6 protein-coding genes, 2 tRNA genes and 7 pseudogenes are annotated in these 12,263 nt (G+C 58.5%); 6 read left to right on the top strand and 9 right to left on the bottom strand.

Annotated elements, in window-relative coordinates; all coding sequences use genetic code 11:
- Positions 1-6: 6 nt before the first annotated feature.
- Positions 7-459 carry a BLUF domain-containing protein gene (locus AU14_RS14285; RefSeq protein ID WP_236744104.1) on the bottom strand — a complete coding sequence of 151 codons (453 nt, stop codon included), beginning with the start codon at positions 457-459 and terminating at the stop codon, positions 7-9.
- Between the two features lie 208 nt (positions 460-667).
- Here AU14_RS14285 and AU14_RS14280 point away from each other — a divergent pair, with 208 nt between their 5' ends.
- Positions 668-1,582 carry an AEC family transporter gene (locus tag AU14_RS14280; RefSeq protein WP_041341834.1) on the top strand — a complete coding sequence of 305 codons (915 nt, stop codon included), beginning with the start codon at positions 668-670 and terminating at the stop codon, positions 1,580-1,582.
- On the opposite strand, the gene AU14_RS14275 is transcribed toward AU14_RS14280, so the two are convergent.
- The gene (locus AU14_RS14275; protein WP_041341832.1) at positions 1,559-2,509 is read right to left on the bottom strand and encodes a zinc ABC transporter substrate-binding protein; all 951 of its coding nucleotides are present in this window, start codon (positions 2,507-2,509) and stop codon (positions 1,559-1,561) included. The genes AU14_RS14280 and AU14_RS14275 overlap by 24 nt on opposite strands.
- A 191-nt stretch (positions 2,510-2,700) precedes the next feature.
- Between AU14_RS14275 and gltX the strand changes: the two are divergent.
- From gltX to AU14_RS14260, 3 genes and pseudogenes are all read left to right on the top strand, one after another.
- Positions 2,701-4,180, top strand: a pseudogene (gene gltX, locus AU14_RS22970) (glutamate--tRNA ligase).
- 116 nt (positions 4,181-4,296) lie between these two features.
- Positions 4,297-4,372 (top strand) — tRNA-Ala (locus AU14_RS14265).
- A 7-nt stretch (positions 4,373-4,379) separates the two neighbouring features.
- Positions 4,380-4,455, top strand: a tRNA-Glu gene (locus AU14_RS14260).
- A gap of 130 nt (positions 4,456-4,585) precedes the next feature.
- On the opposite strand, the pseudogene AU14_RS14255 reads toward AU14_RS14260, so the two are convergent.
- Positions 4,586-5,436: pseudogene (locus AU14_RS14255) on the bottom strand (6-carboxytetrahydropterin synthase).
- A gap of 86 nt (positions 5,437-5,522) precedes the next feature.
- Here AU14_RS14255 and AU14_RS14250 point away from each other — a divergent pair.
- Complete coding sequence (locus AU14_RS14250; protein ID WP_236744103.1) at positions 5,523-6,032, top strand: NTP transferase domain-containing protein; 510 nt, start codon at positions 5,523-5,525, stop codon at positions 6,030-6,032.
- Between the two features lie 116 nt (positions 6,033-6,148).
- Here the strand turns inward: AU14_RS14250 and AU14_RS14245 are convergent.
- The 6 genes and pseudogenes from AU14_RS14245 to AU14_RS14235 form a co-directional block, all read right to left on the bottom strand.
- Positions 6,149-7,251, bottom strand: a pseudogene (locus AU14_RS14245) (response regulator).
- Positions 7,252-7,298: 47 nt separating this feature from the next.
- Positions 7,299-7,544 carry a hypothetical protein gene (locus AU14_RS21965; RefSeq protein ID WP_236744101.1) on the bottom strand — a complete coding sequence of 82 codons (246 nt, stop codon included), beginning with the start codon at positions 7,542-7,544 and terminating at the stop codon, positions 7,299-7,301.
- Positions 7,545-7,556: 12 nt separating this feature from the next.
- A pseudogene (locus tag AU14_RS21960) lies at positions 7,557-7,718 on the bottom strand (hypothetical protein); the annotation flags it as partial.
- A pseudogene (locus AU14_RS21955) lies at positions 7,691-7,888 on the bottom strand (hypothetical protein); the annotation flags it as partial. The pseudogenes AU14_RS21955 and AU14_RS21960, both read right to left, overlap by 28 nt.
- Positions 7,837-8,325, bottom strand: a pseudogene (locus AU14_RS21950) (PEGA domain-containing protein); the annotation flags it as partial. The pseudogenes AU14_RS21950 and AU14_RS21955, both read right to left, overlap by 52 nt.
- A gap of 379 nt (positions 8,326-8,704) precedes the next feature.
- Positions 8,705-9,166 carry a hypothetical protein gene (locus tag AU14_RS14235; RefSeq protein ID WP_041341829.1) on the bottom strand — a complete coding sequence of 154 codons (462 nt, stop codon included), beginning with the start codon at positions 9,164-9,166 and terminating at the stop codon, positions 8,705-8,707.
- A 97-nt stretch (positions 9,167-9,263) separates the two neighbouring features.
- Between AU14_RS14235 and AU14_RS14230 the strand changes: the two are divergent.
- Positions 9,264-12,186 (top strand): annotated as a pseudogene (locus AU14_RS14230) (insulinase family protein).
- Positions 12,187-12,263: the final 77 nt, after the last annotated feature.

Below are 12,263 nucleotides of genomic sequence, written 5' to 3'. Positions count from 1 at the left end.
GCGGTATCAGGCCGCCCGCTGCAGATAGTGCCGGAGCATGTCGAAGTATTTCAGGGCGTCGTCAGGCGAGAAGAGCTGGGGTTTGAACCCCCCGTAGAGATTGTCGATGTACCGGCCAGGTACATCCGGCAGTTTCGCCAGGGCCATCGACCACTCGCTAAAGCGACGCTCCTCGATTTGTTGGTAAATGATAAGCCGAACATCGTAATGGCGGGGGTCTGCGGCGATGCAGAGGTAGAGGTTGTTCACGGCCTCGTCTTCGCCTTCCAGGATCTGCATAAAATGGAACGCATCATAGGCCAGTAAACCCGTGATACCGCATCTTCCGTTTCGCGTTACCGCCTCGTCAAGGATGGCGTCGACATCGCTGTCCTGCAGATGCGATGAAGCGCTGCTGTAATAGATAAGTCTGCAAAGCTTTAACTCTGATTTACCCATAGCACAGAACTCAAGAGCCAACTAACAATCCGCAGTTTTTCTCTTACATTCTCCCCTAAGAATACCGCAAATTCTTTTTCATGTATTGTGTTTGTACGTTTTCTATGGTTCGCAGGCCAGCGGCTTCAGGCAGGACGAACCTGATTCCGTCTGCTATCCTCCCTAGCTTCCTATTTACTTTAGCCGGGGCGCTGCCGGGCTATTCGCGTTGCAACTGGAGTGTGGTTCTATGCCGGTGATGGTTCAGGCGCTGGTTCCGGTGTTTGTGTTGATTATGTTGGGGCATGTGTTCCGGCGCTGGAATTTTCCCGGTGGCGATTTCTGGCCTCAGGCCGAGCGCTTCACCTATTACGTGCTGTTCCCGGCCATGCTGGTGTTCAAGCTTGGGCAGGCTCGCCTGCCGGCATCAGCCTACGGCGACATCGCACTGCTGATCGTTGCCATGCTGGTGGCCATGACACTGGTGCTTGTTGTGGCGCAGCGAATCTGGCGCTGGTCCGGGCCGGTGTTTTCGTCGGTGTTTCAGGGCGCTATCCGGTTCAATTCCTATGTCGGGCTGGCGGCCGGGGGCATGCTGCTGGGCGATGAGGGGCTTTCACTTACGGCCATAGCCGTGGCCATTATGGTGCCGCTGCTGAACCTGCTGTGCATTCTGATGTTTTCGCTGGTGGCCAGTCATGAACCGGTGCGGGTGAAGCCAGTGCTGAAGGCCATTGCCACCAACCCGCTGATTGTCGGCTCGGTGATCGGGGTGGTCTGGAGTTTCTTCGAAATCGGCTTCCACCCGCTGTTTGCCGCTATCCTCAAGCCGTTGAGTGACCTGGCGCTGCCCATGGGCCTGATGTGTGTGGGGGCTGGCTTGCAGCTGAAGGCGCTGCGGGGCGCTTCCATGCCGTTCCTGGTGTCGACGGTGCTGAAGCTGTTGGCGTTTCCGCTGATGGCGGCGGGGCTGGCTCTGCTGCTGGGTTTGGATGGCGTGCTGGTGCAGGTGGTGGTTCTGCTGGCGGCGCTGCCCACCGCCACGTCTGCGTACATCCTGGCGCGTCAGCTCGGTGGCGACGCGCCGTTGATGGCCGGCATTATCAGTGGCCAGACCTTGCTGGCCATTGCCTCTATTCCGTTAATGCTTAGCCTGCTCTGGTAGGCATTTCAGTACCGCATCAGCAACGCTGTGCTGAAATTCGAAATAGCCTTCCGGGCCTGCTTCCACATCGGTGGCAAGCGGGTCCCAGGTACTGAAGGTGACATCCAGATCTTCAGTAATCACCTCCCAGATTCCCGGATTGAACTGTGGCTCGGTTAGCAGGCAAGGGTGATGGCCCTGGCCCAGCTGGTCCTGAATCTTTGCGATGTGGCGGGCGCCGGGCGTCAGTTCCGGATTCAGGGTCAGAACACCCTCCAGATTCAGGCCGTAATGTTCGGCGAACCGGACAAAGGCGTCGTGGTAGGCAAACAGGCTGATGTCGTGGGCCGGCTCCAGCTTGGCCCGAATCTCGGCCTCGGTTGCGGCCAGTCGGGTTTTGAACTGCTTCAGATTCCGGGCCAGGGCGGCGGTGTCTGCATTTGGCTGTTGGGCCAGCGTCTTATGCATCTTCTCGACCATGTCCTCGGCCAATGCCGGGTCCAGCCAGATGTGCGGGTCTTCACCTTCGCCGTGATCGTGGTGACCGTGGCCTTCATGTTCTGCAGGCTCGTCATGGCCGTGTTCGTCATGGTCGTCCGCATGCTCTGATTCCGCCATCGCCGGCTCATCCAGCGCCAGGCTGACGGTGCGCTGCCGGAAATCGGCGCCGGTCAGTAGTCGGCTCAAGAAGGTTTCCATGTCCGGGCCTACCCAGAAGATTACATCGGCATCGTCCAGGGCGCGGCGCTGGGATGGCTTCATGTTGTAGTTGTGCGGGCTTGAGCCAGGCGGCACTAGAGTCGTGATGGTGGTGTCGGCGGTCGCGATGCCCTGGGCCAGCAGTGTCAGGGGCTTGAGCGAGGTGACAACGTTGGTTTCCGCAAGTGCGGGAGCGGCGATTACGCAGAGGGCGGCGGCCAGAGAGCGTGCCGGTTTGAGCATGGGCATGGCAGGTGGGTTCCTGATTGGCTGGTTATGAAACGTTATAATATAACGAAAAGGGTGGGGTCAGCGCAAAAATTCCTGGTGTTTTATACCTACCGCGCCCACGGATAAGCTTCCACGCCCATGCGAAACCGTTAGAGGGCCGGTATAATGTCGGGTTTATTCAACGGCCACCGATTTTTCAGGAAGGTTTCATGACAGTACGTACCCGAATTGCTCCATCCCCCACCGGAGACCCGCACGTTGGTACCGCCTACGTGGCCTTGTTCAACCTGTGCTTTGCCCGCCAACACGGCGGCCAGTTCATTCTGCGTATCGAAGACACCGATCAGGCCCGCAGCACAGCGGAATCTGAGCGCGACATCCTGCAGGCGCTGCGCTGGCTTGGCTTGAACTGGGACGAGGGCCCCGATGTGGGTGGTCCCCATGGCCCTTACCGTCAGTCGGAGCGCAGGGATTCGTACAAGCAGTACGCCGAGGATCTGGTCACGGCCGGTCATGCCTTCTATTGCTTCCGTACTCCCGAAGAGCTGGAAGCCATTCGTGAAGAACGCAAGGCCAAGGGGCAGAATCCGGGTATCAAGGGCAACCTTGAGCTGTCTGATGAAGAAGTGAAGCGACGGCTGGATGCCGGTGAGTCCTACGTGATTCGTATGAAGGTGCCCGATGAGGCGTCTGCGAAATCCAGGACATGCTCCGTGGCACCATCGAGATCGACTGGGCCAAGTAGATTGCCAGATCCTGTTAAAATCCGACGGTATGCCTACCTACCACCTGGCCAACGTGGTTGATGACTATAAAATGGGCATCACCCACGTGTTGCGCGGTGAGGAGTGGATTAACTCCGCGCCCAAGCACAAGCTGCTGTACCAGTACTTCGGTTGGGACATGCCCGAGCTGTGTCACCTGCCGTTGCTGCGTAACCCGGACAAGAGCAAGCTGTCGAAGCGCAAGAACCCCACCAGCATCAATTTCTATGAGCGCATGGGCTTCCTGCCGGAAGCAGTGACCAACTACCTGGGCCGCATGGGCTGGTCGATGCCCGACGAGCGGGAAAAGTTCACCCTGGACGAGATGATCGAGAACTTCGACATCCAGCGTGTATCCCTCGGTGGCCCGGTATTCGACGTGGAAAAGCTGCGCTGGCTCAATGGCCAGTGGCTGCGTGATGAGCTGACCGACGAGCAGTTTATGGCGCGTATGCGTCAGTGGTGGTTCAACGAGGATGCGCTGACTGACCTGGTGCCGCACATCAAGGGCAGGGCAGAGGTGTTCTCTGATGTGGCGCCCATGGCCCAGTTCATGTTCTCGGGCATGCTGAACCTGAAGCCGGAAGATTTCGCCCATAACAAGCTGGACGAGGCGCAGATCAAACGCGTACTGCAGTTCACCTTGTGGAAGCTTGAGGCTCAGCGCCACTGGAGCAAGGAAAACATTTTTGCCGACGTGAAAGCGATGGCCAAGGCCATGGACATCAAGATGGGCGATTTCATGTTCTCCATCTTTGTGGCGGTAGCCGGTACACCCAATTCCTGGTCGGTAATGGACTCCATGGCATTGCTTGGTCCGGACATGACCCGGTCGCGTTTGCGCCATGCCCTGGAAGTACTGGGTGGTTTTTCCAAGAAAGAAACCAAGAAAGTGGAGAAAGAGTACGCCGCGCTGGGTGCTTAATAACCGCTTTGGTGAATAAATAAACGACGCGAACAGGGATGTTCAGAAAACTGAAAAAAAGTGGGTTTTTGCGGTTGACGGCCCAGGGGCGGATCCTTAATATACGCATCCGTTGAGGGGCCATAGCTCAGCTGGGAGAGCGCAACACTGGCAGTGTTGAGGTCGGCGGTTCGATCCCGCCTGGCTCCACCAATTTCTAGTCCCCTTCGTCTAGTGGCCTAGGACTCCGCCCTTTCACGGCGGCAACAGGGGTTCGAACCCCCTAGGGGACGCCAATACGGCTTGACGGTTTAGTCCACCGGAAAGCCACAAAAAACCGCCTTCGGGCGGTTTTTTGTGTCCGTAAGAAAGTGCCGGCGGGACCCTCGATGTGCTGAGGGCCCAGTAAGGGCAGGCGCTTCGGCTTTACCGGGAGGCGATGGCGCCCTTGCCAACCCCTTCAAACGCCTTCACCCGAATAGTATCTGTGGGGTACTCCACTTTGAGCTTGTCGGCGATGTGAGCAGCAATCAGCTCTACGGTGGTGTCGGTATCCAGCATGTAGACCCGCTCTTCCGGCATGACCAGCGTAAACTCGCCCTGGTTGGCTCGTACTCGAAGGTAACGTAGCGAACGCCGTCCTCGCCAACGTGACGACGCACCACGTCTTCCTCAGAGCCGACATAGATGTCGCGCCAGCGTGATGCCCATTTGCGCTCCAGCTCGTAATCCCGGTAGCCATTGCGATCAATGCGGATGGGTGAGCGGTGGCCGTGGGCAATGCGCTGGCAGTTACCCAGATGCTTCTTCAGGCCGTGGACGTAATGGTAGTAAGCGCCCTCGATCACCTCTTCACGCAGATTGATCTCAATGGAGGTGACGTTAGCAGGCAGCACCGCTTGCAGTTCGTGCTCCAACAGGCGGGCGACCGCAGACGGCACCACGCGCTCCGAGGACAGCCAGACCACGGCTTCGTCCGGAGAGCGGTGAATGATTTCACTGCCGTCGGTGAGGGCCCACTGAAAAGTATCTGGCTCGTTCTCGTCCCAGCTCAAGCCTTCGTAGCCGCGCGGAATCACCAACCGGTGGTCCACCCGCTCGTCAATAACGCGCTTGATGGTTCGCTTCACGTTGCTGAAATCGAACACCATGCCCTGGTCGTCGAGCTCGCCTCCCAAGACGACATCCGCAATCCAGCTCTCACCAACCAGGCCCCTTGTGGGATCTAGGTAGGCGAAATCAATGACGGTCAGCTTGTCTACAAAGAGGTGGTTCATTAAGCGTCCGGGTGGGTATGGTTGATTGATGGCCGAATTCTAGCAAAAATCATCGAAATCGGCAGTCTGGCGTTGGACCAGGCTTCATGCGTTCTGCTTTTGGAGTCCTTATCATAAACCTCTCCGCTTCCCCGAACGATCAGGAATTTCCGGCACTTATTCTGGCTGCGGGCGCATCGTCCCGCCTGGGCCGACCCAAGGCGCTGCTGTCCATGCCCGGCAGTGGCAAAACCTTGCTGGATCAGGCCATTCACAACGGCCGGATTCTGAGTCGGGATGTGCGGGTGATGTGCGGTGCCTGGTACCCCCTGATTCGCTTCCGTGCGAGTGCGCAGCCCTCGGCGTGGTTGCAGGTGCCGGATTGGCAGGAAGGGCTGTCGGCGTCGCTGGCCACCGGGCTGGCCAGTATGGGGCCGAAGGTGAAAGGGGTGTTTGTTCTGGTGGCCGATCAGCCGCTGTTGGATGAGGCGTCCTTGCAGGCCTTTGGCAAGGCGGCGCGGTTTGTCCCGCATCAGCCAGTGGCTGCTGATTATGATGGCTGGCCCGGAGTGCCGGCTTATCTGCAGGTGGCTGTGGCCCGAGGTGATGGCGCTTGAAGGGGATAAAGGTGCGGGCCAGCTATTGGCCAGCGCGCGGGCAACCAGGGTGGATATTCCGGGGGTCGACGACGACGTGGACACCCCGGAGGATTGGCAGAGGGTTCGGCAGCGGCTCAGCCAAACAGGCCGGACAACCAGGCAATCCCAACGCTGAAAATGCTCAGGCTGATCGCCAGGCCGATGGTGTAGACCCGGGACGAGGCTGAGCGCTGCTGGGCCACGAACAGGTCGATGGTGCGCTGGGCGATGTCCTCGGCGGTTCCCGGGAAATTTCGTGGGCCTGCTGAATGGCCTCGGATTGCAGGGTTTGCCAGAACTCGGTGTCGATGGTCTGCACGCTGGTGATGTGGTCTTTCAGTTCCGCCATGTGCTCAGACGTGAACCCGGAATTGCGCTGCAGCGATTTCTTCAGGTCCGCCAGTTCCCGGGCCAGGTTGAGATTCACTTCCGCCGCCACCTCGTCGCGAAGGTGCTTGGTGCGCTCCTCGATCAGGCTGGTCATCTTGTCCAGCCGTTCTTCCAGGGTCTTTTCCTGTTTGCTGCGGGATTCGTCCAGCGCACGTTTCAGGTGGTCAAACTGTTCATCAAACAGCGAGCTGAGCAGTTCGTGTAGGCGATTGTTGATGTGGGTTTTAACCGCGGAGCGGGAAATCTGTTCAATCAGGTCGCTGGTCAGCGGAACCACGCTTGAGGCGTCATTGACCGGGGCGGGTGAGTCATCCTCGGCCTTCATCGACATCTCCACCGAGGCGTCGCCCGGAATGTTCAGGAGTTCGTCGTCTTCGATGTCGAAGACGACGGTGCTGCCGGGCTCTGGAGGCTCGGGCAGGGTGCCTTCGGTGACGTCGCGATCCAGCTGATCCAGCACCAGGTACAGGCCGTCGGTGTGCGGTGGTTTGGTCAGGATGTTGTAAACCCCAAAGTTCTTCGCCTCTTCCATAAAGCTGGAAGACTTCTTCGAGGTGCACATGATGATCGGGATAGTGGCGGTATCCGGGTTGGCCTTGATGGCCTTGATCGCCTCGACACCGTTCATGCCCGGCATCAGGTGATCCATGAAGATGACGTCAGGCCGGTTGTCGTTGTTCAGAAAATCCAGTGCTTCTTCGGCCGAGCCTGCCATGTTCACTTCCATGTCACGACTTTCCAGCAGCTTGCTCAAGGCAAATCGGGCTACCTTGGAGTCGTCCACCAGCAGAGCGTTTTTGATCGCCATCTCACTACCTCAATCATTTACTGCAAACGCGTGTGTTGTCGGGCTTGTTACCAGCCATCCAGTCTCGGGCATTGCGTGGCCCGGTAACTCTTGTCCCGATAACAGACACCGGGCTCTGTGGTGCGGGCGGTGAAAATCTCACCGGCAGCGGTTGTCAGTCGAACCTGTCCGTAGGGCTTGCCGTGCCGGAAGGTGGCCTCGATGGAGCTGCCGTTCGGGTTCAGCAGCAGTCCCTGGCCGTGAAACTTGCCTTCAATGTATTCGCCTTCGTACTTTTTTCCATCCGTAAACACTTCGGCACCGGAGCCGTGGAACGCGCCATTGGAAAATTCGCCTTCGTAATGGCGGCCGTCGGGGTAGGTGAGGGAGCCTCGGCCATGAAATTCGTTATCCCGGAACGCGCGACATAGAGCATGCCGTCTGCGGTGGTCAGTGAGCCGTGGCCGTTCAGGTGGCCATCTTTCCAGTGGCCGGTGAGGATGTCGCCGTTGGCCATGGTGAGGGTGCCCTTGCCGTTAAATTGGTTGGCGCGGAACTCTCCGGCATAACGGGCGCTTCTGCGCTGCGCCAGGTGCCCTGGCCATGGTGCTGGCCATTCTTCCAGTCGCCGTCGTAGCGGCTGCCGTCCGGGTGCCAAGCGGTGCCCTCGCCATCAAACTTACCGTTCACGAAGTGGCCTTCGTAGCGCAGGCCGTCTTTATTCTGGTAGGTGCCATCGCCGGTTTTCACGCCGCCAATCCAGGTTCCGTTCTTGAAATTGACGGTGGTGTAGGCAATCAGTTCGCCCACCAGAGTCAGTTCACTGCCGGCCTCGAGTGCCACTTTGCGGCTCCAGGCCTGGTAGCCGGGCTTGGTGATGGTGACGTCATAAGTGCCAGGCTTCAGATCGAGGTCCAGCCGGGTGGCGCCGTAGTCCTTGCCATTGATGATGACCTGGTCTCCTACCACGTTCGAGCGCAACACCAGTGACCCAGTTGCCGGGGCTGGCGCCGGTTGGTCCGGGTTGAAGTCAGGTCGGGTGGTCAGCGTAGCGGGAGGCTCGGCGACCGCAAGCTGGGTTGGGTCTTCCGGCATGGGTGGCACCTGGAAGGATTCGGCTTTAGCAGTTTCCGGCTCAGCCTCTGGCTGCGGTGTCAGTGGCGTTTCCGGCTTTGCAGCTTTGGCGGTTTTAGCGGGTTTGGCTGACTGGGGCGCTTGGGCAGCGAGGGTTTGGGGTATGGTCGGTGGTGTCAGTGCGGTGCCGCTATCTATCTCATCATGCACCGACGCAAAGCCGGCAGTAACCAGGAGCATCAGGGCCAGGGCATTGATGAAAAGCAGCGGTCTGAAATCGACCATGGGGAACCTCTTGGACCAGCAGATTTAGAATTCTTATTACCTCTCTGCATCTTACCCAGTGCGTGCATGCTTATGTAACACAAAGTGTTTGGAGTTTTTGAGAATGCAGGACAAATCACATTTTGTCCGGAAGCTGGTCAACATTGAGCTGTTCCCATGACCTCATGTAGACATCGGCTTCGTATTCATAAGGTGAGCGGAACGGAGTGAGTACAAAGTCGAAGACCAGGAAGATAAAGCCAATGGAGGCCCATGCAATGGCAAGGGTGCTGATGGTGGTGGCCTGGACTTCGGGGTTGGAATCGACGAAATCCTGTAACAGTGGGATCAGGTCGGCTGCCATCACCACCGGATTAAAGCTCGACAGCACAAACGGAATCCAGAAGGCGATGAAAATCGGGAAGAATCCGAACGACCACAGCAACCGGCGCAGCAGGTAAATGGCAACTTCCCGCCAGAAACGCTGTCTGATCTCGGGTACTTTGCGCACACGCTCGAGGTATCGACGGCGCTCGGCCCAGTAGGCCGCGACTTCAGGTGCATCCACCGCTCGGGTGTGGGGGGAATAGGTTGTCATGGAACGCCGGTTACCTTGTCGCTGCTGGACTGTGCATGATAATCGATACTACGTGTTACCCTACAAGTCTCTAATCGTTAAAGACAGGATAGTTTGAATGGCTGCAGTGATCGACAACGCAACTCATCCCGCCTTTGAAAAGCTTCGCAGTCACCGGATTGACACCCTCAATCTCGACATTGAAGAGTATCGGCACAAGAAAACCGGCGCCCGTCACCTGCATTTGGCGGCCGACAACGACGAGAACGTGTTTTTCGTCGCGTTGCGGACTTTCCCGATGGATTCCACCGGTGTCGCCCACGTTCTGGAACATACCGCTCTGTGTGGCAGTGAGCGCTATCCTGTTCGTGACCCGTTCTTCATGATGATCCGTCGCTCCCTGAACACCTTTATGAACGCGTTCACCAGCAGCGACTGGACCGCATACCCGTTTGCCAGCATGAACCGGAAGGACTTCGACAACCTGTTGTCGGTGTACCTGGATTCCGTGTTCTTCTCCAAGCTGGATCCGCTGGACTTTGCCCAGGAAGGTCACCGCCTGGAGTTTGATACCCCGAACGATCCCAAGACCGATCTGGTGTACCGGGGTGTGGTCTACAACGAAATGAAAGGCGCCATGAGTTCGCCTACCTCACAGTTGTGGCAGAACCTGAGCAGCCATCTGTTCCAGACCACCACCTACCACTACAACAGTGGCGGCGAGCCGGATCATATTGTGGATCTGAGCTATGACGATCTGGTGAAGTTCTACCGTCACCATTACCACCCGAGCAACGCCATCTTTGCTACCTACGGCAACATTCCGGCCCATGAGCATCATGAGCGCTTTGAAGAGTTGGCGCTGAAGCGGTTCGATCGGCTGGATATTGAGCTGCCGGTGCGCGATGAGAAACGCATGTTCTCGCCGGTTAGGGTAGAGCAGGGTTATGCCGTCAACGAGGGTGAGGGTACCGACAACAAGACCCACATTGTGATGGGCTGGTTGCTTGGCCACAGCTTTGATCTGCAGGAAAACCTGGAAGGGCAGTTGCTGTCGGCAGTGCTGCTGGAGAACAGTGCCTCGCCATTGATGCGTGCGCTGGAAACCACCGATCTGGGCCATGCCCCGTCGCCCATGTGCGGGCTGGAAGATTCCAACCGCGAAATGACGTTTGTCTGCGGCATCGAAGGTAGTGAGCCGGAGAAGCACAAGGATCTTGAAGCGCTGATTGAAAGCACGTTGCTGCAAGTGGCGGAAGAGGGCGTGAGCGAAGAGCGTCTGGAAGCCATCCTGCATCAGTTGGAACTGCACCAGCGTGAAATTGCCGGTGACCAGTTCCCATACGGTCTGCAACTGATCATGACCGCCATCTCACCGATGGTGCACGGCGGCGATCCGGTGGAGCTGTTGGATCTGGAGCCGGTACTGGCCACCCTGCGCGAGAAAATCCGCGATCCGCAGTACGTGCCCAGCCTGATTCGCAAGAAGCTGCTGGAAAATCCGCATCGGGTCACCCTGACCCTACGCCCGGATGAGAAGCTCGAAGGACATCGCCAGCAGGCCATCACCGAGGCTCTGGCGCGCCGCAAGGCCGAACTGACCGACGACGAAGTGAAGCAGATCGTCGATCGTGCCCAGGCGCTGGAAGAGCGCCAGATGCGCAAGGACGACGACTCGATCCTGCCCAAGGTAGATCTGACCGATGTGCCGTTGCAGATGCCGGAGCCGGAATGCCAGTACGATGGCGACATCGCCGCGACTGTTTTCGCCCGGGGCACCAATGGCCTAGTGTACGAGCAGGTGGTTGTGCCTGTACCGGAACTGACGGAAGAAGAGCTGTTGCTGGTGCCGTATTACACCACGCTGATTTCGGAAGTGGGTTGTGGTGATCTGGATTACCTGCAGATGCAGGACCGCATTTCGGCCGAATCCGGCGGTATCGGCGCTTCGTTCACTGCCAAGGGCCGCGTCGACGACGTTCAGGATCTGACCGGTTACCTGGTCTTCAACGGCAAGGCCCTGGCCCGCAACCGCAGTGAACTTACCCGTCTGCTGCGGGATGTGTACACCAGTGCCCGATTTGATGAAACCGACCGGATTCGTGAAATCATTGCCCAGATTCGCGCCCGTCGCGAGCAGGCAGTAACCGGCAGCGGTCACGCCCTGGCCATGGGCGCAGCGTCTCAGGGTATGGGCGGGTTCCTGGCTGTCGTTCCGGCTGGGTGGTCTTGCCGGTATTCGCGGCACCAAGCAGCTGGATCAGGCCTTGAAGGATCCGAAAGAGCTGGCTGCGTTCTGCGACAAGCTGGCGGCGCTGCACGACAAGATTCGCAATCAGGGCCGTGAGTTCCTGGTGATTGGCGAGGAAGCCCAGTTGCCGGCAATGGTCGACGACTTGAAGTCCTGCTGGCAGGGCGAGGCGAGCACTGAAACGACCAACTGGACAATGGAGCCGGTCGACTACACCACCCGTGAGGCGTGGCTGACTTCCACCCAGGTGAATTTCTGTGCCAAGGCCTATCGCACTGTGCCGGTGGATCATCCCGATGCAGCCGCACTGACGGTACTGGGTGGTTTCCTGCGAAATGGCTACCTGCACCGCGCCATCCGCGAGAAAGGCGGCGCCTACGGCGGCGGTGCCGGTCAGGACAGCGTAAACGGTACCTTCCGGTTCTTCTCGTACCGGGATCCGCGCCTGGCGGAAACGCTGGAGGACTTCGACAAGTCTCTGGAGTGGCTGCAGGAAGCGGAGCACGACGAGCAGGAGTTGGAAGAGTCCATCCTTGGCGTTATTGGCCAGCTCGACCGCCCACGCTCTCCGGCGGGTGCGGCTCGCCATGCCTTCCATAACAAGCTGTTTGGCCGTAGCCCGGAGCAGCGCGCACGGTTCCGTGAGCGTGTGCTGGCGGTAACGCTGGACGCCATCAAGCGTGTGGCCGCCACCTGGCTGGTGCCGGAAAATGCCAGCACGGCCGTGGTAACCAACCCGGACAACCGCGACGTAGCGGAACAGCTGGGATTGGCGATAGAAGAAATGTAAGCCGCTGCGGGTGTGTGAAGTACCCACAACGAAAAAAAGAGGGCCAGATGGCCCTCTTTTTTTATGCGTCGACTTTG

It is taken from the genome of Marinobacter similis, assembly GCF_000830985.1.
In the GTDB taxonomy this organism is placed as follows: Bacteria; Pseudomonadota; Gammaproteobacteria; order Pseudomonadales; family Oleiphilaceae; genus Marinobacter; species Marinobacter similis.
This window is presented reverse-complemented; position numbering and strand designations above follow the sequence as displayed.